This window comes from Stenotrophomonas sp. STEN225, assembly GCF_056756445.1.
The window spans coordinates 1-26,292 of record NZ_JBRRBV010000007.1 but is presented as its reverse complement, the minus strand read 5'-3'; the positions used below and the strand labels follow the sequence as shown (position 1 = coordinate 26,292).

Genomic DNA, 26,292 nt, shown 5'->3' with positions numbered 1-26,292 from the left:
TGCCTGCGTTTTCAGCGTGCAGGAGTATCCCCATGAAGGGCGACACCAAGGTCATCGAATTCCTCAACAAGGTCCTCTACAACGAGCTGACCGCGATCAACCAGTATTTCCTGCACGCCAAGATGCTGAAGAACTGGGGGATCAAGGAACTCGCCGAGCATGAGTACAAGGAATCGATCGACGAGATGAAGCATGCCGACATGCTCGCCGACCGCATCCTGTTCCTTGAAGGACTGCCGAACTTCCAGGCGCTGGGCAAGCTGCGCATCGGCGAGAACCCGACCGAGATCCTGCAGTGTGACCTCTCGCTCGAGCGTGATGGCGTGGTCACCCTGCGCGAGGCGGTGGCCTATGCCGATTCGGTCGGCGACTATGTGAGCCGCCAGCTGTTCGTGAAGATCCTCGATTCGGAGGAAGAGCATATCGACTGGCTGGAAACGCAGCTGGACCTGATCGAGCGCATCGGCGAACCGAAGTACCTGCTGAGCAAGCTCGAAGAGTGAGTCAGCCCGCCTGGCCGGCGCGATGCTGTGCCAGGTACCCGCCCAGCGCCACCCGTGCCCGGGCGAATTCGGCCACCAGCAGCGCAACCGCAACGGCGGGGCGCTGCAGACTGCCGGCGCGGGCCTCGTGCTCGATCCGCTGTGCGACCGCCGACAGCGACATCGCGCCGACATTCGCACTGGAGGACTTCAGGCTGTGCGCGACTGCCTGCAGGCGCTGGCCATCGTGGTCCTGCGCCGCCTGCTGCAGCGCCTGCACCATCGCCGGTGCGTCTTCCAGGTACACCGATACGATCTGCGTGGCGGCATCACCGATGACCGCCTGCAGCTCGTCCAGCACGTTCCGGTCCAGAACCGGGTGGGCGACAGGTTCTGGACCGGCCTTCGCTGCCGCCGCCGGAACTGCCGGCGTGGGGAGGGCTTTGGGGCCCCAGCGCAGCAGCAGCGCGTGCAGCGTGTCGCGCGCGATCGGTTTGGACAGGTAATCGTCCATGCCTGCTCGCAGGCAGCGTTCGCGATCACCGGCCATGGCATTGGCGGTCATGGCGATGATCGGCAGGCGCCGGCCTCCGGCTGCGATCTCTTCCTCGCGCCACTGGCGCGTCGCGGCGTAACCGTCCAGCACCGGCATCTGGCAGTCCATCAGCACCACGTCCACACCGCCTTCGCGCAGCGCGACCAGTGCCTGCTCGCCATCGGCGGCGTTGCGGACCTCGCACTGGAATACCCGCAGCAGGTGTTCGGCCACCATGCGGTTGACCGTGTTGTCCTCCACCAGCAGCACGCGTAGACCGAGCGCTGGCAGGGCAGCCGGTGCCTGGCCCTCTTCGGCGGCAGCCAGCCAGGCGGACGGGCGCGCGCTGGCGGTGGGCGTGGCAAGCAGGGCGTGCAGGGCGGCATCCTCGAAGGCGACCGGCAGCTGGCGATGGCGCTCCTGCGCGGGCAGCGGCTCGTCCTGCAGCCACAGCACCTGCAGCGTGTCGTCCTCACCGCGCGCAGCCAGCGCCTGCCGCAGGCGGGTTCCGCCGCTGCGGCGCGCAGGCGCATCGATCAGCAGCCAGGCCGGCGCAGCGTGCCCGGGGCGGGGCACGGCTCGCAGCCGCTCGGCCAGCGCGTCCATCCCGTCGATGACCTGCACCTGCAGCTCGTGATGGGCGGCAATGCGTTCGATGCGCGCCTGCAGGTGGCTGTCGGCACTGAACAGCAGCAGGGTGGCCGGTGCGCGTGCCATCGCCGGCAGGTCGCCGGGAACCTTCAACAACGGAATCTCGAACCAGAAGCGGGCGCCCTGGCCGGGGGTCGACTGGACGCCGATGTGGCCGTGCATCAGGTCGATGATGCGTTTGCAGATGGCCAGGCCCAGGCCGGTGCCACCATAGATGCGGGTGGTTGACGCATCGGCCTGGCTGAAGGACTGGAACAGGCGTGCCTGCTGGGCCTCGTCGATGCCGATGCCGGTGTCGATCACTTCGAAGCGCAACTGGTGCTGGGCCGGACCTTCGCCCAGCCGTTGCACGCGCAGCTGCACCTGGCCGCGTGCCGTGAACTTGATGGCATTGGCCAGAAGGTTGCTCAGCACCTGCCGCAGGCGCACCGGATCGCCGCGCACGGGAAGGCGGACCGTCGGATCCAGTTGCAGCACCAGTGCCAGTCCCTTGGCGTCGGCAGCGCGCTGCATCAGCTGCACCACGGCGTCGAGCAGCTCGCGCAGATTGAAGCTGGTGATCTCCAGCTCCAGTGCCTGTGCTTCCAACCGCGAGTAATCGAGGATGTCGTCGACGATACGCAGCAGCTGCTGCGAGCTGGCCGATGCGGTGGCCAGCATCTGCCGCTGGTCCTCGCCCAGCGGGCCACGCGCGATCAGCTCCAGCATCGGCAGGATGCCGTTGAGCGGCGTGCGGATCTCGTGGCTCATCGTGGCCAGGAACTCGCCCTTGGCCAGCACCGCCGCCTCGGCCGCCTGCTTGGCCTGCAGCAACTGCTGTTCGAGCTGGCCCTGGCGCTCGGTGGTGCGGCGCAGCTGGTCGCGCTCGCTGGCCAGCGCGGCACGATCCCGTTGCAGTGCGGCCAGCGCCTGGCTGCGCGTGCGCAGGCGCAGCCCCGCCAGCAGCAGCGCGATGGCCGCCACGGCCAGGGCCACCAGCAGCACCGCCCACAGCGGCATGTCAGAGCACCGCGTTGTGGAAGTCGAAGTTCAGGTCGCTGCCGGCGGACTGCACCATGTTGCCCTGGATGTAGTCGACCCCTCCCACCCACATCGCGGCCGCTGCCTGCGGATCTTCGATCTGCTGCCCGATGATCTGCAGACCGGCGCCGTGCGCCCGCTCGATCGCCCTGCGCAGTTCTTCGCGCGTGCCTGGATTGGCGTGGCTGCTGGAGAAGCGTGCAGCCATGCGTACGAACGAAAGCGGCAGCTGGCCCAGCAGCGCGTCGGCATCGTTGCCGGGCTCGAACTGGCTCAGGCAGAAGCGCACGCCGGCCTGCGCCATGCGCTGACAGAACTGCTGCAGCGGCACGGTGTGGATCAGCGCATCAGGCAGGCGCACGTCGATGACCAGCGCACTGCCTGGCAGGTCGCGCTGCTGCAGCGACTCCAGCAGCCAGTCGGCGAAGGCGTCGCGCTGCAGGGTACGCAGCGACTGCGAGACGAACAGATTGAGCGGCTGGGTGGCATGCCGGTACAGATCCAGCAGGCCCAGCGCATGATCGAGCACCTGCTGGTCGAGGTCGGCGATGCGGCCGGCGGCTTCGGCGGCCGGAATCACCTGGCCGGCGGTCAGCACGGTGCCGTCGGCCTGGCGCAGCCGCAGCAGGACCTGGTACTGCGCGCTGCCTCCACCGGCGACGGCGACGATGGGTTGGTAAGCCAGTTCCAGCTGGCCTTCCAGCAGGGCCAGATGCTCCTGTTCGCTGATGGCCTGCCGATGCACGTGGCCGGCCACGCCGGCACTGAGCAGGCGCGCCTGCAGGGTCGTGCGCTCGACGGCTTCCAGCGCACTGGCGGCATCCTCGAAGCCGGGCGACAGCGGTGCATAGCCGACCACGCCACGCAGGTGCACCGATTCGTCATCGCGGATCACGAAGGCCCTCGCGGAGAGCTGCTCGCGCAGGGCGGCGGCCACGTTCTCCAGCCTGTCCTCATCGGCATCACGCGCCAGCAGCAGGAAACTGTTGTCGTTCAGGCGCGCCAGCAGGTGCGGATGGCCGGCTTCGGCCAAGCGCTGTCCGGCCTGCACCATCAGCCGTTCGAACGCAGCGTAGCCATAGCGCTCGCGCAGGCCCAGCGCGCTGGCCACCTCGATGAAGAACAGGCCGCCACGATCATGGTGGGCCAGGGCGGCGTTGAGCTGCTGCAGCACATGATGGCGCGTCGGCAGGCCGGTTTCAGGATTGCTGGTGGCCGGCGTGCCGGAGGCGCCGGGCAAGGTTGCCGCCTGCGCGCGGGCACGGCGGATGCGGTTGGCGACCGCCGCGATCAGGTGCCGCGGCCGGATCGGCTTGCTCAGGTAGTCGTCGGCACCGCTGTCGAGCACTTCGAACTGGCGCTCCGGGTCGGGATCGCCGCTGAGGAACACGATGGGCAGCAACTGCAGGCCGGGCTGCTGGCGAATCATCGCCGTCAGCCGCATGCCGTCCAGGCCGGGCAGGTGCAGGTCCATCAGGATCAGGTCAGGGCGATGGTCCTTGATCGATTGCTGGACGCCTTCGGCATCGCTGAGCACGATGGCCTGCATGCCGGCGCCGTGCAGCACGCTCTGCGCGAACAGGGCCTGCGCACGGTCGTCCTCGACGATCAGCACGCGGTAGGGTGAATCCGCCGGCGCCGGTGCCGGGTCGTGGTTGCCCGCCTCGGGCTGTGAGGTGACGCCCGGCAGCGGCGGCGGAGCACCGCCGGAGGCAGGCCCACTGTCAGCGACGCTGGACGGAACCGAGGGGGAGGCACCCGCGTCCACCACCGCAGTGGCCCAGCGTTGCCAATGATCGGCCGGTGGCGTTTCAGCGCGACCCGGGCGGACGCCTGCGGGGGATTCAATTGCGGCCATGGGGGCTCCTGATGATCGCAGCCATTATGCGACACGCCCGGCGTTCATCTGGTGCGTGGCTGTTGCCGGTCAGTGCCGTTGCCGGCACGGGCAAGCCAACGCACGCCGCGCCACAGAGCGCGCCATGCCAGCCAGACCAGCAATGCGCCGGCCAGGCTGCATACCAGCACCACGACCAGCGCGATCCAGGGGTGTGCCAGGGCCAATGCCAGGCCGCCAACCACCACGGTGTCTTCGGCGATCGAGGCGACCCAGTTGCTGGCCGGCTCCGGCGAGGTGTTGAGCAGGGCACGGGTGCCCGCCTTCAGGCCATGGCTGGCCAGGGCAACGCCGGCGCCGGCAGCGAGCGCACCGGTACCCAGCTGCCCATCCGGCGACAGGGTGGCGGCGGCGAGGAAGGCTCCGGCGGGGACCCGGGCAAGGGTCTGCACCAGGTCCCAGACCGAATCCACGCCGGGAATCTTGTCGGCAAAGAACTCGGTCACGGCCAGCGCCGCTGAGGTACCCAGCACCCACCACGACTCGGTCGCCTGCAGGGCGGGCGGCAGGTCGACCCAGCCGAGCAGGCCGGCCAGGCCGACACCGAAGACGGTGAGGTAGACACGGATGCCGGCCAGCCAGGCCAGCAGGATGCCGATCACGAACAGGTGGGCTTCGGTCATGGCGATGCTCCGACGGCGGAACTGTGCGAGGGGCCACACTATCGACGATGGCGTGCCTGAACGCCACAGACCTCGGTCGCCTCCAGCGCAGGAATCCTGCCGATCCTGTCATACACTAGCCCGTCGTTTGCCACACGGGCCGTGCCGGTGTCGCGCCCGCGATGCCACGGGATCTACCCATGACCAACCGTCCTCCCATGCGCGTGCAGGTCCGCCTGCCCGGCGCGTCACATCCGCCCGCGGACCGCCGTCGCCTGTGGGTGATTGGAGGCATCTGGCTGCTCAGCCTGGTGCTGGCCACGATCGGAGGCTGCTGGATGGGGGCGCCGCGTGGCGAGCAGGGACAACGGTTGCAGGCAGCCGAGAAGCGTGCCGAGAGCCTGCAGGCGCAGCTGACTGAACTGCGCCAGAAGCAGGCCACGCTGGAAGCCTCCGACCGCATCAGCCGCGCCGCCAACAACGAAGTGCAGTCCTCGCTCGCCGAGCGCGACGAAGAGATCGCCGGGTTGCGCGCGGACGTCGCCTTCTATGAGCGCCTGGTCGGTTCGACCAGCCAGCGCAAGGGCCTGAACACCCACTCGATCGAGTTCAGCCCGGAATCGGCCGGCACCTGGCAGTACACCGCCGTGCTGACCCAGAATCTCAACCGCGGGGCCATCAGCCAGGGGCAGATGCGTTTCACCGTGGAAGGCGTGAAGAACGGCAAGCTGGCCACGATCAGCTGGGATGATCTGCACCAGCGCAGCAAGGTGCCGGGACAGGACTATTCGTTCCGGTACTTCCAGCAGCTCACCGGCAGCGTGATGCTGCCGGCTGACTTCACTCCGCAACGCGTGCGGGTGACATTGGGGAGTGGTGCGGGGGGCGCCACCCAGGTATTCGACTGGAAACAGGCCGGCGCGCCGGCCAGCAAAGGGGAGTAGGCAGATGTTCGGAAACAGCAAATCCAACCGTGACGGCCAGCTGGTGGTGGATGCCTTGATCGGCAACCAGGTGGTGATCCGCGGTGATGTGGAGTTCAGTGGTGGCCTGTACGTGGAAGGTCGCATCCATGGCAAGGTGATCGCCGCCGAAGGCGCCAGCACCGCGACCCTGACGCTCGCCGAGCATGGCGTGATCGAAGGGGAGATCCGTGCCCAGGTGGTGGTCATCAGCGGCCGCCTGGAGGGGGATGTCCACGCCACCGAAAAGGTCGAACTGACCCCGAGCGCGCGGGTCAACGGCAATGTCCACTACGAGGTGGTGGAGATGAACGCCGGGGCCCAGCTGAATGGACGCCTGATCCATGCCAGCGCACCGCTGGCGGCCCTGCCTGCACCCGAAAGCGGGGATCCCGCCAGTGGCAAGGGCGACACTGCGGCGCGACGCAAGCTGGCCGAAGCGATGGCTTGAAAGCCACCGCCGGTGCCCCCATGCTGATGCCATGAGCACGCTAGTCTCCCTGCCCGGCGCCCCCACGGCGGCCGCGCCCGATTACCAGTCGCTGGAGCGGCCGCTGAACTTCACCGAAGCAGCGGCCTCCAAGGTCAAGTCGTTGATCCAGGAAGAGGGCAACCCCGATCTGGCGCTCCGTGTGTATATCGAGGGTGGCGGCTGTTCGGGCTTCCAGTACGGTTTCGAGTTCGACGAGAACCGTGCCGAGGACGATCTGGCGGTACAGACCAGCGGGGTGACCCTGCTGGTCGACCCGCTCAGCCTGCAGTACCTGATGGGGGCTGAAGTGGATTACACCGAGAGCCTGACCGGTGCGCAGTTCGTGATCCGCAATCCGAACGCGAAGACCACCTGCGGTTGTGGCAGCAGCTTCAGCATGTGATGGCAGGGCGCGGGGCCTGCGCTCCGCGCCAGGTGTGTCGAGCGGTCTCCACACCTCACAGCACAATGCGCACAGCGCCGACCTTGCCACCCGCATCGAATGGCGGCAGGCTTGCTGGATGTCCAATATTCTTTCGCCGCTGTCCGGTTTCGCCTTCATTGGCGAACCGCTGGAGCGCGCCGATGCCCTGCGCGAAGATGCCGATGTGCTGGCACGCCTGTGGCCGGATGCGCGGGTTCTCGTGCTTGACCAGGACGGCAGTGCCTTCACTGGTGCTGATGACCAGCCACTGGCGCTGACCGGCGCCGACATCGGGGGCGGCCCCGGTGCCGCGATCTTCCTGGGTCTGCGGGGTGAGCAGGCCTGGTTCTCGGTGGAAGCGTCCGCGGTTGCCGTCACTGCGCCTGGCCGGCTCGACCTGCGCCAGGCGGCACTGCTGTGGCCGGTGGCCGATGCGACCGCTTTCAGCTACGCGCGCGGCATGTCCTACTGGCATTCGCGCACGCGCTTCTGCGGCGTCTGCGGGGGGGCGGTGGCCTTTGCCCGCGGTGGCTTCGTTGGCCGCTGCGGGCAGTGCGCGACCGAACACTATCCCCGGGTGGACCCGGCGGTGATCGTCGCGGTGGAAAACCAGGGCCGGTTGCTGCTGGGGCGGCAGTCCAACTGGGCGCCGCGCCGCTATTCGGTACTGGCGGGTTTCGTCGAACCAGGCGAGACCTTCGAACAGACCGTGGTGCGGGAAGTGCACGAGGAGAGCCGGGTGCGCATCACTGCCTGCCAGTATCTCGGTTCACAGCCCTGGCCGTTCCCGGGCGCGCTGATGGTGGGGTTCCGCGCGCAGGCGCAGGACGATGTGCCGACCGTGGATGGCGAACTGGAGGATGCGCGCTGGTTCAGTGCCGACGAGGTGGGCGCGGCGCTGGCACGTGATGTCGAAGATGATGGTCAGGGCATCCGCCTGTCGCCGCCGATCTCGATTTCGCGGGGGCTGATCGAGCACTGGTATCGCCAACAGCGGGGTTGAAGAACGCACCGGCCTGTCAGAACGGCGGCGACCATTGCCGCCACCTGAACACGGCCCGGGTTACAGTGCGGCAGACCGCTGATGGCGGCGTCGCGACGGGTAAGGTAGCGACGCCGAGCGCCTTGTTTCGTAGGGAGACCTGCCATGTTCACCACTCTGGCTGCCGTGCTGGTTGCACTGGCCCTGGGCCATGTCGCCCCGGCCGCTGCCGCCTCGCTGCGCCGCTTTGACAGCTTCCGGCGCTGGCTGGGCTGGCTGGATGCGCACGGCGGCAAGGCCTGGCAGGGCCCCATGGGCGTGGTGCTGGCGCTTCTGCCGCCGCTGGTGTTGATGGCGCTGCTGGCCTGGCTGCTGCGGGGCGTGCTGTTCGGGCTGCCCTCGTTGCTGCTGGGCGTGGCGGTTCTGGCCTGGTGCTGGGGGCCGCGCGACCTGGACCGTGACATCGAAGCGATCATCGATGCCGATGATGCACCGACCCGGCAGGCGGCCGTGCGCCATCTGCAGGCGGCCGGTGGCAGCCTGCGCGAGGATGTACCCTCGCTGGTGGAGGCGACCGTACTCAATGCGCTGCGCCGCTGGTTTGCGGTGCTGTTCTGGTTCCTGCTGCTGGGCCCGGTGGGCGCGCTGGGCTATCGCCTGCTGGCGCTGATGTCCGAAAGCCCGATGCGTGCACGCGTACCGGTGGAACCGCTGGCAGTGGCCCAGCGCCTGCTGGGCTGGATCGAATGGCCGGTGGCACAGTTGATGGCGTTCTCGATGGCACTGGTCGGCAACTTCGACACGGCGTGGAAGGCATGGCGGCAAGCGCATGGCGAGCGCCTGGTCGGAGGCATCGGATTCCTGGGTGCGGTGGCGCGGGCCAGCGTCAATGCCGAGCTGCGCGAGGACGCGCATGACTACACCGAGGCGGGCCTGCTGCCGGTCTGGCAACGTCTGCCCGACCTGCGCGATGCCATGAGTCTGGTGTGGCGGATGCTGCTGCTGTGGCTGGCGGTGCTGGCCGTGCTGGTGATCGCCGGCTGGGTGACGTAGCCGCTGGCCAGGCGCGTGCGGCCTGACCGCAGCACGCTTCGCGACGCGCCTGGACGCGAAGTGGGAATCTAGACCGGCGCCAGTGCGGTGAACGGTGCCCACGGCAGGTTGCGCAGCAGTGCGTAACCGGGCAGCAGCCACAGCCAGAACATGGGATTGGCCAGAATCCGCATCAGCGGATCAAGCACACGCGGGCGGATGCCAGCGATGTTCAGCAGCATCAGCAGTAGCAGGGGCAGGCTGATGACCAGCAGCGGGTTCATCGCCATCGCGCCGGCCAGATCGAAATGGACCAGCGAGTAAAGGCAGCGCGTGCTGCCGCAGCCGGGGCAATACAGGCCGGTGAGTGCGTACAGCGGGCAGCCCGGCAGGGGATTGCCGGCCACGTAGGGATTGACGTTACGCAGCACCACGGCCGCGCCAGCGGCCAGGCCGGTGGAGGCCAGCAAGGGTGCCCAGCGGGCGAGCCGGGAAGGAAGAGCGGACACGATCAGGCGAAGACGGATCCGGCGCGGACGCCGCCGGATCCGTCCGCAGGCCTCAGTAGCTGCCGTTGCTCATCGCGCCGATGCCACCGAGCACGACGAAGAACAGCACGTACAGCACGACCATGATGACCCAGGCGATGGCCGACCAGATGGCCCACTTCTTGGCCTTGGCGGACGAGTCCTGGGCACCGGCGATATCGCCAGCGGCCAGCTTGCCGTTGACCTGTGCCGCATAGACGATCGACACGATGCCGACCGGCAGGCAGCAGAGCAGGGTGCTCAGGATCGCCCAGACCAGGTTGTTCGGGACCTGCGGAGTAGCGGTGTTCATGATTCAAGCTCCTTGATGGGTGGTGGTGGATCAATGGTCGGAAAGAGCGCCCAGTGCGGCCAGGCCGCCGAAGAGCCCGAACCACAACAGCAACAGGACCGGCAGGGCCGCGGCCGAAGCCGCCGCCCACCAGCCCGCCTTGCGTGACGCGCTATAGGCTCCCGCCAGATCGCCGGCCGCGCGGCGGCCATCGACCTGGGCGGCATACACGATCGACACCACGCCCAACGGCAGGCAGCAGAACAGCGTCGTCAGGATCGCCCACACCAGATGGTTGGGGATGTAGACCGGACGGCCGAGTGGTGGCGGTTGATTCAACGTGAGACTCCATTCCTTGGTGGCCGACCGTTGTGAACGGGCCGGACCTCCCCCCTGTGGGTGCGTAATCTACCGCAACCTGCGTCGCATGTATGCGTTTTCAGCCCGGCAATGACGGGCATGGCGCTTGACGCTGGCGTATGTGGGGCGGGGGCCGGCTACGCGCGAACGGGGGGATTGCGTCAGGCGTGATCGCCGCGAAGGGCGCGGACCTGGGCTTCCAGTGCCGGCGCGTCGGTGCTGCGACCATCGATGGCAGGCGCCGCCACCACCTCGACGGTGGCCCGGAAGCGGCGCGGAACCCGCATGCGGCCAAGCCGGCTGTCGCGCCGGCTCCACATGCTCGACCACATCCCGCGCAGGGCCATCGGCACCACCGGCACCGGCCGGCGTTCGAGGATCTTCTCGACGCCGGACTTGAACGGCGCCATCTGCCCATCGCGGGTGAGTGCTCCCTCCGGGAAGATGCAGACCAGCTCACCCTCCGCCAGCGCCGCATCGATCTCCTCGAACGCGCGCTGCATCAAGGCCTCGTCCTCGCGAGCCCCGGCAATCGGGATGGCCTTGGCGGTGCGGAAGATCCAGCGCATCACCGGGATGTTGAAGATCCTGTAGTACATGACGAAGCGTACGGGGCGCGGAATCGTCGCCGACAGGATCAGTGCATCCATGTAGCTGACATGATTGCAGACGATCAGTGCTGCGCCTTCATCCGGCACATTGGCTTCGATGCCATGCGGGCGCAGCCGGTACAGGGTGCGCACCATCACCCAGCTCAGGAAGCGCATCAGGAATTCGGGGACGATGGTGAAGATGTAGATCGCCACCACGGCATTGGCGATCGCCAGCGCCAGGAACAGCTGCGGGATGCTCCAGTGCAGCAGTTCGCGCGCGGCCAGCGACAGCAGTGCGGCGGAGACGATGAAACCGGAGTTCTGGATGTTCAACGCGGCGAACACGCGTGACATCTGCGCCTTCGGCGTGCGGCTCTGGATCAGGGCGAACAGCGGAACGACGAAGATGCCGGTGAACAGGCCGATTCCGACAAGGTCGATGACGATGCGCACACTGCCGGGCTGCTGCAGGAACTGGGTGATGCTCAGCCCCTGCACGGTGGCCTCGCCGCTGCGGGCGAAGTAGAGATCGAGCAGGAACGCGGTCATGCCGAACGCGCCCAGCGGCACCAGGCCGATCTCCACTGTGCGCGCCGACAGCCTCTCGCACAGCAGCGAGCCAACGCCGGTGCCGATGGAAAACAGCGCCAGTGCCAGCAGGTACAGCTTGGGTTCGCCGCCCAGGTTGGCCAGCGCATAATTCGGCAGCTGCGAGGTCAGCACGGTGCCGACGAACCAGAACCAGGACACGCCCAGGATCGCGTTGCGCACCGCCTTCTGCTGGCGTGCCATGCGCAGCACCACCAGCGACTCCGGTAATGGGTTCCAGTTGATCTTCAGGCCCGGGTCGCCGGCATCGACCCTGGGAATCAACCGCGCCGCGATGTTGCCGCAGACCGCCAGAGCGATGACCAGCGATGCCGCGAACACGGGCCCGTGGCTGCCGGCCAGCAGGAACACGGCGCCGCCGATGATCATCCCTGACAGGATCGAGATCGATGTGCCCATCTCCACCAGCCCGTTGCCACCGGTCAGCTCCTCGGGTTTGAGTACCGAGGGCAGCACCGAGTACTTCACCGGGCCGAACAGGGTCGACTGCATGCCGGTGCAGAACAGCGCCACCAGCAGGAACGGCAGGTTCTCGGTGAGGAAGCCGATCGCTGCCAGCGACATGATCACGATCTCCATCGTGGTGGTGATCACGATCAGCCGCGACTTCTCCAGTTTGTCGGCGATCTGCCCGGCCAATGCCGAGAACAGGAAATAGGGAAGAATGAAGATCGCCGGCGCCAGCGTGGTGTACAGCGAACGCTGCTCTTCGGACACGCCCAGGTAGAACAGCAGGCCGATGATGGCCTGCCGGTATACGTTGTCGTTGAAAGCGCCCAGCGCCTGCACGATGAAGAACGGCAGGAAGCGGCGCTGGCGCAGCAGGGCGAACTGGTTGTGACCGGACATGGAATCTCCTTGACCGGCGCAGCCTAGCATTCCTGCCCGCCGGCCGGGCCCGGATCCAGTGCTGCCGGGCGGCGGTCAGGTCAGGCTGCGTACGGCCTCGTTGGCGGCGGCACGCAGCTTCGGCAGCAGGCGCAGCACCAGCGCCATCTGGGTGCGGATCAACTGCAGCTTCGGTGGCATCACGTCCTCGATCTGCTCCAGCTCCGCGGCGACGGCGCGGTCGGCATCATTGTCATTCTCTGCAACCGCCTGCCGTGCGGCCAGCGCGCCGGCCAGCTGCTGCAGCGCCTTGCGCACCCGGTCGCCGGCGGCCAGTGCCAGCGGGTCGCCGGCGTAGCTGTCGACCTGGTCGCGGTGGGCACCCAGTGCCGACAGATGACCGAGCAGGGTGTTGGACAATGCCAGGAAGTGGAAGCCGGCATCCAGGTTGCGGCGTACATGGCCGGGCTCGCGCAGCATGTTCGACAGTGCAGTGGACAGCGCCGCATCGGCGTTATGCATGTCGCGGCGGGCGATGCGGTAGGCCAGGTCATCGTGCATGCCACTGCGGTACTGGCCCAGCACCGCATCCAGGTAACGCGCGGCGGTATCCAGTACCCGTGACAGGACCCGATGCAGCTGGCGTCCCTGCCAGTCCGGCAGGATCAGGAAGGCGGCCGCCGCAGCGATCGCACAGCCCAGGATCGTGTCCACCATGCGCGGCACGATCAGCACGAAGCCATCGCCGATCAGGTTGAAGCAGGTCAGCGCCATCACCGTGATCGCGGCCGAGGCCACCAGGTAGCGATCGGTGCGGGTGAAGAAGAACAGCAGCGCCGACAGCAAGGCGATCAGCAGCTGCACGTGCAGCTGTGGGAACAGCTGCAGCAGCGCCCAGGTCAATACCAGGCCGGCCAGGGTGCCGACGATGCGCTGTGCCAGGCGCTGGCGCGTGGCGCCGAAGTTCGGCCGGCACACGAAGACGATGGTCAACAGCACCCATGAACCGTTCTGGGCATTGAACAGGCGGATCGCCAGGAAGCCGGCGATCAGCGCCAGCGCCATGCGCAGGCCATGGCGGAACAGCACCGAGCCGGGCGTGAGCTGCTGGCGCAGCCGTACCCCCATCTCGCGCAGGGTGTGCGGGTTGCTGTCGCGCAGGCGCGTGTCGACATTGTCCAGGCTGGCCTCGGAGCGTTCGGCGTCGAGCAGCCGGCGCTCGATGCTGCGCAGGTTGTGCACCAGCAGATCCAGCGAACCGAGCAGGCGCTGCCATTGCGGACGCTGCTGTTCGCGCAGGTAGGCCAGCGCGTCGGCGAGGTCGCGTCCGGCCTGCTGGTTGCTCTCGCCATACACGAACGGGCGGCGCAGGCGGATGGCTTCGCCCAGACGCGCGCAGGCCTGCCCCTGCAGATCGAGCAGGCGCTGGCAGCGGTACAGCACGTCGCTGTGGAAGAACGCATCCACCAGTGCGCCATAGGGATAGTGCGAAGAGCTGGCGCGCTCGTGGAAATCCTGCGCCATGTAGTACAGGCGCAGGTACAGGCCGGAGTTGACCCCGGGCCGGCCGGAACGGCCGAAGCGCGCAAGGATCGCCGTCTTTGCTTCGTTCAGGGCTCCCACCACACGCCGGTTCTGTTCGGCCAGATCCAGCTGGCGGCGCTGCAGGTCGGCCTCACGCACCGGCTCGAACAAGGCGGCTTTCAGCTGCAGGTAGCGGCCCAGTTCCTGGTAAAGACGGGCCACGCGTTCGCGCACCGGGCGGTTGGCGAACAGCGCGGTCCAGACGATGGACAGCAGGCCATACCAGACGGCACCGGCCAGCAGGTGGCTGACCGCATGCAACGCACGTGGCAGATCTCCGGCGCCGCCATGCTGTTCCAGCCCGATCATGGTGTAGATGGCCAGGGTGACCGTGGCCTGGGCGATGGAGGCGTAGCGTTCGCCCAGAGCGCCCAGCAGGGTCAGGCCGAAGGTGGACAGCGCCAGTGCGCCGATGAACAGCCACGGCCACGGGAACAGCGCGATCACCGAGGCGGCGGCGATGCAGAAGCACAGCAGCGACAGCAGCACCGCCTTGGTGCGGCCCCACCAGTTGTCGTCGGTTTCGGCGATCGCGCTGGCGATGATGCCAAGGAACGCCCCGGGCAGCGCGGGGAGCGCGTCCAGCTGCCAGCACACGGCCATCGCCGCCGACAGGGCGATGAACACGCGCAGGCCATAGCTGGCTTTCTCGTGCGCCCACAGGCGGCTGAGGCGGGAATGGGACGCGGACATGCAGGCTCGGGCGGCGGATTGCCTCCATTATGGCGGTGTGCGCGTGGGTGCGGTGTTCAATGTGCGGACCCACGGTCCGCACCCGCACAAGCCGGGTTACATCTCCCAGCGCACGCTCACCGCGAAGGTGCGCGGCAGGCCGACGCCCGCGTTCGACCAGTACCTGCGATTGGCCAGGTTCTCCACGCTGGCGCGCAGGGTGACCGGGTGCCCCGACGCCATCAGGCGGTAGCCCACACCGGCATTGACCAGGGTGTAGTCGGGCAGCTTCAGGGTATTGTCGGCGTCGTACCAGACATCGCCGTAGTAGCGCACGGCAGCATAGGTTTCCAGTCCATCGACCCACGGCAGCTGGTAGCTGGCATGCAGCACACCGCTCCAGCGCGCGGCGCCGACGGTGCGGTTGCCTTCCTGCGCGGCATTGTCGGGCGACAGCCTGTCGTAGGTCGGGTCCAGCCAGGTCACGCCGCCACCCACGGTCAGCGCATCGGTCAGGTGCAGGTCGGCGCTGGCTTCCACGCCTTCGTACAGGGTGATGCCATCCTGCACCAGGCGCAGGCCGGCGTCGGTGGGCTGGTCGATGTTGGCACCGCGTTCCAGGCGGAATGCGGCCACGTTCGCATTCCAGCGCGAGGCTTCTACCTTGGCGCCGACCTCGTACTGCTTGCTGATGGTCGGACCCAGCACATCACCGGCGTTGATGTAGGGGTTGCCCACGCGGCTGCCGGCTTCCAGCGATTCAATGTAGCTGGCGTACAGGGTCACGGCCTCGCTGGGCTTGAACATCACCGCATAGGTCGGGGTGACCGGGTAGGTGTGGTAACGGCCCTTGGTCTCGAAGTCGTTGTAGCGCCAGCCGGCCAGCACCGACCAGCCCCCGCCGAAGTCCACGGTATCGCTGGCGAATACGGCCTGCTGCACGGTTTCATCGCCGCGGGTCATCACCCGCGAACCCACCGCGTCGTGGCGGATGGCCGAACGCTGGTACAGGTTGGCGCGACCAATGGTGTTCCACTCGTAGGGGCGGTCCCAGCCCAGCCCGGTCTGGTGGCTGACGCCGGCCACCAGCTGGTGCTGCAGCGGGCCGGTGCGGAAGCCGCCCTGCACCAGCGCCTGCGCCAGTTTCCATTGGCTCTTGCCGCCCAGCTCATACACATTCACGTTGTAGTCGCCGTTCGGATCGTCGATGTAGGCGAAGATCTTGTTGACGTCGTTCCAGGAGGTGGTGACGCCGTAGCTCAGGCTGGCCTTCCAGCCGCTGTTGATCTGCCAGGTGAACGCCGTGGACAGCAGGCTGGAACGGGTATCGTAGTAGGTGCCCGGCACGCTGTTGTCGACGTCGCCGGCAATCGGCCGCGGCAGCGAGGTCATGCCGATGAAGTAGTACTGCGGCGACTCTTCGCTCAGGTCGCGCGACTGGAACACGCCGTCGAAGGTCCAGGTGAGCGCATCGCTCAGGCGCGCGTCCAGCGACAGCGCGCCGACCTTGCGGTCGACATGGCCACCGTTGAAGGTTTCGCCCTTCTCCTGATACGCGTTGAAGCGATAGCCGAGCATATCTTCGTTGCCGAAGCGGCCACCGGCATCGACACCACCACTGATGATGGCCTGTTCGCGCCAGCCCAGCTGCGCCGAGAAGGTGCGGGTATCGGTCGGCTTCTTGGTGATGTAGTTGACGATGCCGCCGGGCGCGCCGAAGCCGTACAGGAAGCCGCCGGGGCCCTTCAGCAGGTCCACCTGTTCCATCACTTCCAGCGGCCATTCGGTGCCCCACGAGGACACCTGCAGACCGTTCACGCGGTAGCTGTCGTAGTTCAGATCGATGCCGCGGTTGCGGATGGGCGAGCTCCAGCCGCTGGCGTAGGCGCTTACCTGGGTGGTGACCGATGGATCGAACAGGAAGGCTTCGCCCAGCGATACGACCTGGCGCTGCTCGAGCTGTTCGCGGCCGACCGCAGTAATGGCGAACGGGGTATCGCGCAGGACACGGTCACCCAGCGCGCCGGCTTCGGTGTGGGTGCGTTCGCCGACCACCTTGATGGCGTCCAGGTCGGTGGCGCTGCGGGCATCAGCCGGGGCTTGCGCATGGGCTGCGCAGGCGGTGGACAGGGCGGCGGCCAGCAGGGCCAGGCGCGGGGTGCGGAACGAAGGCATCGATCGGATTCCTCGGCGGACGGCCACAGGCCATCCACCCATGGTTGGGGGAAGAGGCAGTGGCTGGGATCACGCAGGCTGTCCGTGAACTGGGAGCGGGGCGCCGCAGGGGCGCAGGACCATGGCTGGTTGCGAATTGTTCTCTTTTCGTTACAGCGCGTCAAACCGTGAGCGTCGCCCGGGTGGTAGCGGCGCGCCGGGCGTGGCCCGGCGCTACCGAGGCTAGGCGCGCTGCGCGCGCTTGAGCAGTTTCGCCTCGCGCCTGCGCGCGCGCCGCGCCCGCCAACGCTCGGCCAGGCAGGAGAAGATCACGTACAGGGCCGGCGTGCTGAGCAGGGTCAGACTCTGCGAGAACAGCAGGCCACCGATCATCGCGATGCCCAGCGGCCGGCGCAGCTCCGACCCTTCGCCCAGGCCGATTGCCAGCGGAACCGCAGCCAGGATGGCCACCATCGTGGTCATCATGATCGGCCGGAAGCGGACGATGCTGGCCTCGCGTGCGGCCTCGCGCGGGGTCAGTCCGTGCTCGCGCTGCGCCACCAGCGCGAAGTCGATCATCATGATCGCGTTCTTCTTGACGATGCCGATCAGCAGCACCAGCGCGATCATCGAGATGACCGACAGCTCGGTGTTGGTACCGAACAGGGCCAGCAGCGCGCCTACGCCTGCCGCCGGCAGCGTGGACAGGATCGTCACCGGATGGATCAGGCTTTCGTACAGCATGCCCAGCACCAGGTACACGGTCAGGATCGCCGCCAATACCAGGATCAGCATGTCGCTGGGATCGGAATTGAAGCCAAAGCCCGCATCGTCGGCCAGGCGGATGTCGCCCGGCATGCGCATGCCGGCCACGGTCGCATCGATGATCGCCTTTGCCTCGCCCATGCTGACGCCGGGGGCGAGGTTGTAGCTCAGGTCCATCGTCGTGTACTGGTTCTCATGCGTGATCTGCGAAGGCGCCAGCCCCGGTACCTGGGTGGCCACCGCAGTGATCGGCACCATCTCGCCATTGCCTGCGCGCACATGGACCTCGTCCAGTGCGGTGGGGGTCGCCGTCTGCGAAGGCAGGGCATTGACCACGACGCTGTACTGGTTGATGTCCGAGTAGATCGTCGAGATCTGGCGCTGGCCGAATGCACCGTACAGCGCACCGTCGATGGCACCGACCGAGACGCCCAGTCGCGCGGCCTTGGCGCGGTCGATCACGATGTTCTGGCGCAGGCCGGCGTTGTCCACGTCGGTGCCGACATCGCGCAGCTTGGGGTTCTTCTTCAGTTCCGCCTGCAGCTTCGGCAACCACTCCTGCAGCGCCGCCAGATCGTTGCCCTGCAGCGAGATGCGGTACTGCGCGCCCTGGCTGGAGCCGCCGCCGTCGTTGCTGGGCAGATCCTGGATGGCGCGCAGCCGCAGCTGCAGGTCGGGATAGCGGTCGGCCTTGGCGCTCAGTCGCGCCAGTGCATGCGCGGTGGTCTCGCGGCGGCCTTCCTTGCGTGACTTCAGTTCGACATTGAACTGCGCGCTGGAACCCTGGCGGCCACTGCCCAGGCGCACGCCGACGGTCTTCACCGCCGGGTCGGCCATCAGCATGTCGGTGATGCGGCGCTGGCGGTTGACCATGTCCTCGAAGGACACGGTCGCGCTGGAGTTGGCGCGGCCCCAGATGAGCCCGGTGTCCTGTGGCGGGAAGGCTCCCTTCTTCACCGCGCCGAACAGGAAGACGGTCACGCCGATCAGGATCAGCGGCGTGAGCGAGAGCAGCAACGCGTGGCGCAGGGAGAAATCGAGGAACACCGTGTAGATGCGCAGCATGCGTTCGTGGCCGGCGTCCAGCCAGCGGCCCAGGCGCGAGGGTGCCGCGCGATGGTCGTGCGCACTGAGGAACCGGCTGCACAGCGCCGGCGTCAGCGTCAGCGAGACGATCATCGAGACCACGATCGCCGCCACCAGGGTGACGGTGAACTCACGGAAGAACGCGCCCATCATGCCGCTGGCGAACAGCAGCGGGATGAACACCGCAACCAGCGAGGCGGTAATCGAGACGATCGTGAAGCCGATCTCGCGTGCGCCGGTGAACGCTGCCTGCAGGCGCGGCATGCCTTCGTCGAGGTGGCGCATGATGTTCTCGATCACCACGATCGCATCGTCCACCACGAAGCCGATCGCGATCACCAGCGCCAGCAGGCTCAGGTTGTTCAGGGTGAAGCCCAGCGCATACATCACCAGTGCGGCGCCGGCCAGCGACAGCGGCACCGTCACGGCCGCGATCAGGGTCGGGGCGAGCCGGCGCAGGAACAGCGCCATGGTCAGCACCACCATCGCCAGGCTGATCAGCAGGGTGATCTGCACTTCGTGCAGCGACGAGCGGATCGTCGGCGTGCGGTCGAAGTATGGCGTCATCGTGGTTCCCGGCTGCAGGTAGTCACGCAGCGTCGGGATCTGCGCCTTCACCCGGTCGACGGTCTCCACGATGTTGGCGCCGGCGCGGGTGAACACATACATGACCACCGCGGGCTTGTGGTCGAACCATGCCGCCTGGTAGGCGTCCTGCTGGCCGTCGTAGACGTTGGCGACGTCCTTCAGGCGGATCACCCGGCCGTCGCCTTCGGTCTTCACCACCAGGTTGGCGAAGTCCGCAGCGCGGGCCACCGAATCGTTGGTAATGATCGCGGTGGTGGAGTTGCCATCGCTGAGGAAGCCGGTCGGCGAGGTCACATTGGCCGCGCGCACCGCGTTGCGCAGGTCGTCGGCGGTCAGGCCCAGCGCGTTCATCAGCCGCAGGTTGACGTCCACGCGCACTGCCGGCGTCGACGCGCCGGCGATGTCCACCGAGGCCACGCCGCTGATCTGGCGGATGCGCTGGGCCAGCAGCGAGTCGGCCACGTTGTACAGCTCATCGGCCGACTGCGTCTGCGAGGTCAGTGCGATGGCGATCACCGGGTCGTCGTTCGGATTCGCCTTCTGGTACATCGGCGAGCCCATGCCCGAGGGCAGATCGGCCTGCGCGGAATTGATCGCGGTCTGCACGTCCAGCGCCGCCGAATCGATGTCACGGTCGCTCTGGAAGATCATGAACACCAGCGAGCTGCCTTCCGAGCTCGACGAGCGCATGCGATCGATGCCCGGCAGCTGGCCCAGATGACGCTCCAGTGGTGCGGTGACCGTGGAGGCCATCGTCGCCGCGTCGGCACCGGCCTGGCTGGCATGCACGAAGATCACCGGAATCTGGATGTTCGGCAGTGCCGATACACCCAGCCTCAGGTAGCAGATCAGGCCCACCATGAACAGGCCGATGGCCAGCAGGGCGGTACCGATCGGGCGGCGGATGAAGGGGCCGGACAGGTTCATCGCGCGGCCCCCCGCAGCAGCGGGGCAGGGGTCATGCCTGCGGCTCCTGCAGCGTGCCCTCGCGCAGTGCGCGCTGCTCGCGGCGGCGCGCCAGCCACTCGGAGAAGCGCTCCATGTACAGGTAGATCACCGGCGTGGTGTACAGCGTCACCAGCTGCGAGAGCAGCAGGCCGCCGACGATGGCGATGCCCAGCGGACGGCGCAGTTCCGAGCCGATGCCGGTACCCAGCGCGAGTGGCAGCGCACCGAGCATGGCCGCAGCCGTGGTCATCATGATCGGGCGGAAGCGCAGCAGGCAGGCGCGGCGGATCGCTTCATGCGCGTTGGCACCGGCGCGGCGTGCTTCGATCGCGAAGTCCACCATCATGATGCCGTTCTTCTTGACGATGCCGATCAGCAGCACGATGCCGACGATGCCGTCCACCGACAGGCTCAGGCCACACAGCATCAGCGCCAGCAGCGCGCCGACGCCTGCCGGCGGGAGGGTCGAGATGATCGTGATCGGATGGATGTAGCTCTCGTACAGCACGCCCAGCACGATGTAGATGACCACCAGCGAGGCCAGCAGCAGCCACACCACATCGGTCTGGCTGCCGGTGAACTCGGCGGCCTTGCCGATGAACTCGGCATGCAGGTGCGCGGGCATGTCCAGACTGTCCTTGGTCTCCTGGATCGCGCGTACCGCTTCGGACAGCGAATAGCCCGGCGCGACGTTGAACGAGACGGTCACGGCCGGCAGCTGCTGCTGGTGGCTGACCACCAGCGGCGCGCTGGTCACCTGGCCTTCGGCCAGCGCCGACAACGGAATGATGTTGCCGGCACCGACCGTGATGCCGGTGTTCTGCGCGCCGATGCCGGTGGCCGTGGAGGAGTTGGAGGAGGTGACCTGGCCGAAGCTGGTGGCGTTGGTGCCGGTCAGCGCGCCAGCACCGTTGGAGGCCACCGCCAGCTGCTCCATCAGCGCGGTGCTGGTGCGGAACTCCGGTGCCACTTCCAGCACCACGCGGTACTGGTTGAGCTCGGTGAAGATGGTCGAGATCTGGCGCTGGCCGAACGCATCGTAGAGCGTGTCGTCGATGGTCTGCATCGGCACGCCCAGCACGCTGGCCTTGTCACGATCGATCGTCAGCTGCAGGGCACGGCCCTGGTTGGACAGGTTGTTGTCCACGTCGGCCAGCTCCGGCCGCTGGCGCAGGGCCTCGGTCAGGCGCGTGGCCTGGGTGGCGACGGTGGCCGCGTCCACGTCCGACAGGGAGTACTGGTACTCGGTCGCGGCCACGCGGGTGTCGAGGGTGACGTCCTGCACCGGCTTCAGATACAACGCTACGCCGGGAATCCCGGCGACGGCCTCCTGCAGGCGCGGCAGGATCCGGTCCAGCCCATCACGCTGGCTGCGCTCCTTCAGCACGATCGACAACTGGCCCTGGTTGAGCGTGGGGTTCATGCTGCCAGCGCCGATGAAAGCCGACACGCCAGTCACATCCGGATCCTTGCGCAGCGCTTCGGCCACCTGCCTGGTGCGCTGCTCCATCTGCGGGAACGCGATGTTCTGGTCGGCCTGCACCACGCCGGTGATCAGGCCGGTGTCCTGCTCGGGCAGCAGGCCCTTGGGAATCAGCACGTACAGCAGAACGGTCAGCACAAGGGCGCCGCCGGCCACGGCCAGGGTCAGGCGCTGGTGGTCCAGCACCCAGTCCAGGCTGCGCTCATACAGGCCGACGGTGCGGCTCCACACGGTCTGCTTGCCGGCCGCGTGCGCCCGTTCATGCGCGTCCTCGCCTTCCGGCAGCGCGTCGGGCTTGAGCAGGTAGGCGCACATCATCGGGGTGAGCGTCAGCGAGATCAGCATCGACAGCACGACCGCGATGCTCAGCACCCAGGCGAACTCATGGAACAGGCGGCCGGTGACGCCGGGCATCAGCAGCAGCGGCAGGAACACTGCCACCAGCGATACCGTCAGCGACAGCACGGTGAAGCCGATCTGGCGCGCACCGATCTCGGCCGCTTCCTTGCCGCTCTTGCCCTGCTCGATGTAACGGACGATGTTCTCGATCATGACGATGGCATCGTCGACAACGAAGCCGGTGGCGACCACCAGTGCCATCAGCGAAAGGTTGTCCAGCGACATGCCGGTGAACGCCATCACCGCGAACGTGCCGGCCAGCGACAACGGTACCGCCACCGAAGGAATGATCGTGGCCCACAGGCGGCGCAGGAACACGAAGATCACCGCCACGACCAGGCCGATGGTCAGTACCAGGGTGAACTGCACTTCGTGCACGGAGGCGCGGATGGTCTCGGTACGGTCGTTGAAGATCTCCAGATGCACGTCGGCCGGCAGCACGCCCTGCAACTGCGGCAGGATCGCGCGGATGCGCTCGACGGTCTGCACGATGTTGGCGCCCGGCTGGCGGCGCACTTCGAGAAGGACAGCCGGCTTGCCGTCGGCCCATGCGGCCAGCTGGTCGTTCTCCACGCCGTCCACCACCGCGGCCACGTCCGACAGCCGCACCGGGCGGCCGTTCTTGTAGCTGATGATGGTGTCGCGGTATTCGGCGGCACTGGACAGCTGGTCATTGGTGCCGATGCTGTAGGACTGCGTCTTGCCGTTCAGCGAGCCTTTCGGCGCATTGACGTTGGCCTGGGTGAGCGCGCTGCGCAGTTCTTCCAGGGTCAGGCCCATGTTCGACAGCTGCGCCGGATTGACCTGGATGCGCACCGCCGGGCGGACATTGCCGGCGATCGACACCAAGCCCACGCCCTGCACCTGCGACAGGCGCTGGGCCAGGATCGAATCGGCGTAGTTGTTGACCTCCCGCAGCGGGCGCGTGTCCGAGGTGAGCTTCAGGGTGACGATGGCCGCATCGGCGGGGTTCACCCGGTTGTAGACCGGCTGGTAGGGCAGCGACGAGGGCAGGGTGGCCTGGCGGATCGCCGCCTGCACGTCCTGCGCGGCGATATCGATGTCGCGGTCCATCGAGAACTGCAGGATGATCGTCGACAGCCCGGCCGACGAATCGGACGTCATCAGGTCCAGGCCGGAGATCTGGCCGAACTGCCGCTCCAGCGGGGTGGTGACCAGCGAGGCCATCGTGGTGGCATTGGCACCCGGGTACTGGGTGGTGACCACCAGGCTGGGCGCATCGATTTCCGGCAGTGCCGACACCGGCAGCTTGCGATAACCGAGAATGCCCAGCAGCAACAGGCCCGCCATCAGCAGCGAGGTGGCGATCGGGCGGCGGATGAAGATCGTCGAAAAACCCACGGACTGATCCTTGCTGGCGCTTCAATGGCAGCGCCGGCGTCGATGCCGGCGCGAAAGGAATCGGTGGCCTGCGCTCAGCGCGGGCCACCACCGCGGCGGCCTGCGCCGCCACTCTTCTGTTCGGCGGCCTTCAATTCGGCCTCGGTGGGTGCAGCCGGGGTCTCACCGGGCTTCAGGGCCTTGACCTTGCTGCCGGGCTTCAGGCGGAACTGGCCTTCACTGACCACCCGCTCGCCTCCCTTCAGGCCCTCGGCGATCTGCACGTGGCTGTCGCCCACTTCCACGCCGCTGCGCACGGTCTGCATCTTCACCGTGTTGTCGCCCTGCACGACGTAGACATACTCGCCGTCCGGGCCACGCAGCACGGCCTGGGTCGGAATCACCACGCCGCCGCCGATGGTGCGCAGCTGCATGCGCACATTGACGAACTGGCCCGGCCACAGGCCGTTGTCCGCATTGTCGAACACCGCGCGTGCCTTGAAGGTGCCGCTGTCGGCGCTGATCAGGTTGTCGACCACATCGAGCTTGCCGTCGCCGGACAGCACGTGCGAATCGGCACGGTCCAGCGCAGCCACCGGAACGCTGCCGGCCGCCTGTGCCTGGCGCACATCGCCGAGCTGGCGTTCGGGCAGGTTGAACAGCACGTGGATCGGGTGGATCTGGGTCAGGGTGACCAGGGCGGTGCCCGCGTTGACCACGTTGCCGGCATCGACTGCACGGATGCCGGCGATGCCCGAGATCGGCGCAGTGACCTTGGTGTACTGCAGCTGCACCTGCGCCGAGCGCATGCTCGCCTCGTTGGCGGCCACTGCGCTTTCGTACTGTGCCACCTGGTTGCGTTGTGTATCCAGATCGGTCTTGGCGACGTACTGGCGGTACTCGGGGGCATTGGAGCGCTGGTAGTTGGAGCGCGCGGTCGCCAGCAGCGCCTCGTTCTGGCGCTTGGCGGCAGCGGCCTGGTCATAGCTGGCCTGGGCGGTACGTGGGTCGATCACCGCCAGCACGTCGCCCTGCTTCACTTCCTGGCCTTCGCGGAAGTTCAGGCTCATCAGCTGGCCGCCGACCTGAGGGCTGACCGTGACGGTATTCATCGCGGTGACCGTACCGAGCGCACTGGCGTAGACGGGCACGTCCTGGCGCACGGCGTCGACCACGGTCACCGGTACCGGTGCGGCATCGGCGTCATCGCCACCTTGGCCGGCGGCGACGCCGGGCCTGCCGGCCTTGTCCTTGCCACCGCCCAGCACGCGCAGGCCCACCACGGCCAGCACCAGTACCGCCACGACCAGCAGCACGATCTTCCAAACACGTGACATTCAAGGACTCCAAGAGGGCTGGACGGGCGGGGCCCGGTGGGCAATGCGCAAAGCATACCTGTGCCACATCACGTTTCCTGCATGACGGATGGGACGGGCGCTAGGACCGGTGCCGGCCGTGGAGGTTCCCGTAAAGGCAGCGTTGCCCTACATTCAGGTGCAGAACCCTGCCGTGGAGTACCGAGATGCGCCGTTCGTTGCTGCTGTCCGCCCTGATCCTGGCCCTGCCGGCCCTTGCCCATGCCCAGGACGGGCAGCGTCCCGAGGTGACCGCGGCCGCACAGCGGCTGCAGGCCAAAGTGGTGGAGTGGCGCCGTGATTTCCACCAGCATCCGGAGCTGTCCAACCGCGAAGTACGGACCTCGGCCGAGGTCGCCAAGCACCTGCGCGCAATGGGCCTGAAGCCGAAGACCGGCATTGCCCATCATGGCGTGGTGGCGATCATCGAAGGCGGCAGGCCGGGTCCGAAGATCGCCCTGCGCGCCGACATGGACGCGCTGCCGGTGACCGAACAGACCGGCCTGCCGTTCGCCTCGAAGGCGACCGATCAGTACCGCGGGCAGACGGTGGGCGTGATGCATGCCTGCGGCCATGATGCCCATACCGCCACCCTGCTGGGTGTGGCCGAGGCGCTGGTGGCAATGAAGAAGGACCTGCCGGGCCAGGTCATGCTGATCTTCCAGCCGGCAGAGGAGGGCGCGCCGCCGCCGGAAGAAGGCGGTGCCGCGCTGATGCTGAAGGAGGGCCTGTTCGCCGACTTCAAGCCGGAAGCCGTGTTCGGCCTGCATGTGTTCTCCAGCGTGCAGGCCGGTCAGATCGCCGTGCGTGGCGGTCCGCTGATGGCCGCCTCGGACCGCTTCGGCATCAAGGTGATCGGTCGCCAGACGCATGGCTCCGCGCCGTGGAACGGTGTCGACCCGATCGTTGCCACGGCCGATCTGGTCGGTACCGCGCAGACCATCGTCAGCCGTCGCGCGAATCTGTCCAAGCAGCCGGCGGTGCTCACCTTCGGTGCGATCAACGGCGGCATCCGCTACAACATCATTCCGGACGAGGTGGAGATGGTCGGCACCATCCGCACGTTCGACGAGGGCATGCGCCAGCAGATCTTCGCCGACCTGCGCAACGTCGCAGAGCACACTGCGGCCGCGCACGGGGCAAAGGCGGTCACCGACATCTACGAATCAGAGGGCAACCCGGCCACGGTCAACGATCCGGCGCTGACGGCACGCATGCTGCCGAGCCTGCAGGCGGTGGTGGGCAAGGACAACGTGTACGAACCGCCCCTGCAGATGGGCGCGGAGGACTTCTCGCTGTATGCCAAGGAGGTGCCGGGCATGTTCTTCTTCGTCGGCTCCACCAGCGTGGGCATCGATCCGGCGACGGCACCGGCCAATCATTCGCCGAAGTTCCTGCTGGATGAGAAGGCGCTGGACGTGGGACTGCGTGCGTTGCTGCAGGTGAGCCTGGATTACCTGCACGGTGCCGGCACTCCGGCAGGGTGAGGGTTTCCGGCAGGGCTTGCAGCCCTGCACCCCTGAAGCAACGGCAACGTCAACGGCAAAAGCGGTGCTGGATTTCTGTTGGTTGGGCGGGGCGGTGTGGGCCTGCAGGACACGCCGTAAACCCGTCCATGGGGGCTCGATGGCGCCATCCATGGCGCCAAC

Annotated in this window: 19 protein-coding genes; 7 read left to right on the top strand and 12 right to left on the bottom strand. The window is 67.4% G+C overall.

Translation table 11 applies throughout. From position 1 onward, the window contains the following. Positions 1-32: 32 nt before the first annotated feature. Positions 33-503 carry a bacterioferritin gene (gene bfr, locus ACVOJ1_RS08785; protein ID WP_005414691.1) on the top strand — a complete coding sequence of 157 codons (471 nt, stop codon included), beginning with the start codon at positions 33-35 and terminating at the stop codon, positions 501-503. 1 nt (position 504) lies between these two features. Here bfr and ACVOJ1_RS08780 read toward each other — a convergent pair whose 3' ends face one another. The 3 genes from ACVOJ1_RS08780 to ACVOJ1_RS08770 are packed head-to-tail and all read right to left on the bottom strand — an operon-like array spanning position 505 to position 5,208. Further along, positions 505-2,667, bottom strand: a complete 2,163-nt coding sequence (locus tag ACVOJ1_RS08780; RefSeq protein WP_065181535.1) for an ATP-binding protein — start codon at positions 2,665-2,667, stop codon at positions 505-507. 1 nt (position 2,668) lies between these two features. Next, on the bottom strand, positions 2,669-4,546 hold the full coding sequence (locus tag ACVOJ1_RS08775; protein WP_065181536.1) for an EAL domain-containing protein: 1,878 nt from the start codon (positions 4,544-4,546) through the stop codon (positions 2,669-2,671). A gap of 44 nt (positions 4,547-4,590) precedes the next feature. After that, positions 4,591-5,208 (bottom strand): DUF4126 domain-containing protein, encoded by a 618-nt coding sequence (locus ACVOJ1_RS08770; RefSeq protein WP_277381145.1) that lies wholly within the window; start codon positions 5,206-5,208, stop codon positions 4,591-4,593. Positions 5,209-5,387: 179 nt separating this feature from the next. On the opposite strand from ACVOJ1_RS08770, the gene ACVOJ1_RS08765 reads away from it, so the two are divergent. From ACVOJ1_RS08765 to ampE, 5 genes are all read left to right on the top strand, one after another. Then, positions 5,388-6,131: a DUF6776 family protein gene (locus ACVOJ1_RS08765; RefSeq protein WP_053515594.1), complete on the top strand. Its 744-nt coding sequence runs from the start codon at positions 5,388-5,390 to the stop codon at positions 6,129-6,131. A 4-nt stretch (positions 6,132-6,135) separates the two neighbouring features. Further along, the gene (locus ACVOJ1_RS08760; RefSeq protein ID WP_053515596.1) at positions 6,136-6,600 is read left to right on the top strand and encodes a bactofilin family protein; all 465 of its coding nucleotides are present in this window, start codon (positions 6,136-6,138) and stop codon (positions 6,598-6,600) included. 31 nt (positions 6,601-6,631) lie between these two features. Continuing rightward, positions 6,632-7,024 carry an iron-sulfur cluster insertion protein ErpA gene (gene erpA, locus ACVOJ1_RS08755; RefSeq protein WP_053515598.1) on the top strand — a complete coding sequence of 131 codons (393 nt, stop codon included), beginning with the start codon at positions 6,632-6,634 and terminating at the stop codon, positions 7,022-7,024. A gap of 118 nt (positions 7,025-7,142) precedes the next feature. Then, entirely contained in the window at positions 7,143-8,048 is a 906-nt protein-coding gene (gene nudC, locus ACVOJ1_RS08750) for an NAD(+) diphosphatase (protein ID WP_065174519.1), read from the top strand. Between the two features lie 144 nt (positions 8,049-8,192). After that, entirely contained in the window at positions 8,193-9,080 is an 888-nt protein-coding gene (gene ampE / locus ACVOJ1_RS08745) for a regulatory signaling modulator protein AmpE (protein WP_053515600.1), read from the top strand. Between the two features lie 68 nt (positions 9,081-9,148). On the opposite strand, the gene ACVOJ1_RS08740 is transcribed toward ampE, so the two are convergent. The 9 genes from ACVOJ1_RS08740 to ACVOJ1_RS08700 all read right to left on the bottom strand — a co-directional run bounded on the left by ACVOJ1_RS08740 (position 9,149) and on the right by ACVOJ1_RS08700 (position 24,625). Continuing rightward, positions 9,149-9,568 carry a DUF2752 domain-containing protein gene (locus ACVOJ1_RS08740; protein ID WP_053515602.1) on the bottom strand — a complete coding sequence of 140 codons (420 nt, stop codon included), beginning with the start codon at positions 9,566-9,568 and terminating at the stop codon, positions 9,149-9,151. A gap of 52 nt (positions 9,569-9,620) precedes the next feature. Next, positions 9,621-9,899 (bottom strand): CD225/dispanin family protein, encoded by a 279-nt coding sequence (locus tag ACVOJ1_RS08735; protein ID WP_065174386.1) that lies wholly within the window; start codon positions 9,897-9,899, stop codon positions 9,621-9,623. A gap of 30 nt (positions 9,900-9,929) precedes the next feature. Beyond that, on the bottom strand, positions 9,930-10,217 hold the full coding sequence (locus ACVOJ1_RS08730; RefSeq protein WP_053515606.1) for a CD225/dispanin family protein: 288 nt from the start codon (positions 10,215-10,217) through the stop codon (positions 9,930-9,932). 182 nt (positions 10,218-10,399) lie between these two features. Further along, on the bottom strand, positions 10,400-12,289 hold the full coding sequence (locus ACVOJ1_RS08725; RefSeq protein WP_065181538.1) for an MFS transporter: 1,890 nt from the start codon (positions 12,287-12,289) through the stop codon (positions 10,400-10,402). A 75-nt stretch (positions 12,290-12,364) separates the two neighbouring features. Next, entirely contained in the window at positions 12,365-14,545 is a 2,181-nt protein-coding gene (gene yccS, locus ACVOJ1_RS08720) for a YccS family putative transporter (RefSeq protein WP_346480337.1), read from the bottom strand. A gap of 96 nt (positions 14,546-14,641) precedes the next feature. After that, the gene (locus tag ACVOJ1_RS08715) at positions 14,642-16,699 is read right to left on the bottom strand and encodes a TonB-dependent siderophore receptor (protein ID WP_346480336.1); all 2,058 of its coding nucleotides are present in this window, start codon (positions 16,697-16,699) and stop codon (positions 14,642-14,644) included. Positions 16,700-16,921: 222 nt separating this feature from the next. After that, on the bottom strand, positions 16,922-20,044 hold the full coding sequence (locus ACVOJ1_RS08710) for an efflux RND transporter permease subunit (RefSeq protein WP_065174390.1): 3,123 nt from the start codon (positions 20,042-20,044) through the stop codon (positions 16,922-16,924). Positions 20,045-20,075: 31 nt separating this feature from the next. Continuing rightward, positions 20,076-23,309, bottom strand: coding sequence for an efflux RND transporter permease subunit (locus ACVOJ1_RS08705; RefSeq protein WP_053515615.1), 3,234 nt, complete (start codon positions 23,307-23,309; stop codon positions 20,076-20,078). Between the two features lie 74 nt (positions 23,310-23,383). After that, positions 23,384-24,625 carry an efflux RND transporter periplasmic adaptor subunit gene (locus ACVOJ1_RS08700; RefSeq protein ID WP_346475331.1) on the bottom strand — a complete coding sequence of 414 codons (1,242 nt, stop codon included), beginning with the start codon at positions 24,623-24,625 and terminating at the stop codon, positions 23,384-23,386. A gap of 185 nt (positions 24,626-24,810) precedes the next feature. Between ACVOJ1_RS08700 and ACVOJ1_RS08695 the strand changes: the two genes are divergently transcribed. Continuing rightward, positions 24,811-26,130: a M20 family metallopeptidase gene (locus ACVOJ1_RS08695; RefSeq protein WP_053515620.1), complete on the top strand. Its 1,320-nt coding sequence runs from the start codon at positions 24,811-24,813 to the stop codon at positions 26,128-26,130. Positions 26,131-26,292: the final 162 nt, after the last annotated feature.

Bases quoted from the DNA above. Each gene is read 5' to 3' on its own strand.
- bfr (WP_005414691.1), top strand. From the start codon at position 33: ATGAAGGGCGACACCAAGGTCATCGAATTCCTCAACAAGGTCCTCTAC.
- ACVOJ1_RS08780 (WP_065181535.1), bottom strand. From the start codon at position 2,667: ATGCCGCTGTGGGCGGTGCTGCTGGTGGCCCTGGCCGTGGCGGCCATC.
- ACVOJ1_RS08775 (WP_065181536.1), bottom strand. From the start codon at position 4,546: ATGGCCGCAATTGAATCCCCCGCAGGCGTCCGCCCGGGTCGCGCTGAA.
- ACVOJ1_RS08770 (WP_277381145.1), bottom strand. From the start codon at position 5,208: ATGACCGAAGCCCACCTGTTCGTGATCGGCATCCTGCTGGCCTGGCTG.
- ACVOJ1_RS08765 (WP_053515594.1), top strand. From the start codon at position 5,388: ATGACCAACCGTCCTCCCATGCGCGTGCAGGTCCGCCTGCCCGGCGCG.
- ACVOJ1_RS08760 (WP_053515596.1), top strand. From the start codon at position 6,136: ATGTTCGGAAACAGCAAATCCAACCGTGACGGCCAGCTGGTGGTGGAT.
- erpA (WP_053515598.1), top strand. From the start codon at position 6,632: ATGAGCACGCTAGTCTCCCTGCCCGGCGCCCCCACGGCGGCCGCGCCC.
- nudC (WP_065174519.1), top strand. From the start codon at position 7,143: ATGTCCAATATTCTTTCGCCGCTGTCCGGTTTCGCCTTCATTGGCGAA.
- ampE (WP_053515600.1), top strand. From the start codon at position 8,193: ATGTTCACCACTCTGGCTGCCGTGCTGGTTGCACTGGCCCTGGGCCAT.
- ACVOJ1_RS08735 (WP_065174386.1), bottom strand. From the start codon at position 9,899: ATGAACACCGCTACTCCGCAGGTCCCGAACAACCTGGTCTGGGCGATC.
- ACVOJ1_RS08725 (WP_065181538.1), bottom strand. From the start codon at position 12,289: ATGTCCGGTCACAACCAGTTCGCCCTGCTGCGCCAGCGCCGCTTCCTG.
- yccS (WP_346480337.1), bottom strand. From the start codon at position 14,545: ATGTCCGCGTCCCATTCCCGCCTCAGCCGCCTGTGGGCGCACGAGAAA.
- ACVOJ1_RS08715 (WP_346480336.1), bottom strand. From the start codon at position 16,699: ATGCCTTCGTTCCGCACCCCGCGCCTGGCCCTGCTGGCCGCCGCCCTG.
- ACVOJ1_RS08710 (WP_065174390.1), bottom strand. From the start codon at position 20,044: ATGAACCTGTCCGGCCCCTTCATCCGCCGCCCGATCGGTACCGCCCTG.
- ACVOJ1_RS08700 (WP_346475331.1), bottom strand. From the start codon at position 24,625: ATGTCACGTGTTTGGAAGATCGTGCTGCTGGTCGTGGCGGTACTGGTG.
- ACVOJ1_RS08695 (WP_053515620.1), top strand. From the start codon at position 24,811: ATGCGCCGTTCGTTGCTGCTGTCCGCCCTGATCCTGGCCCTGCCGGCC.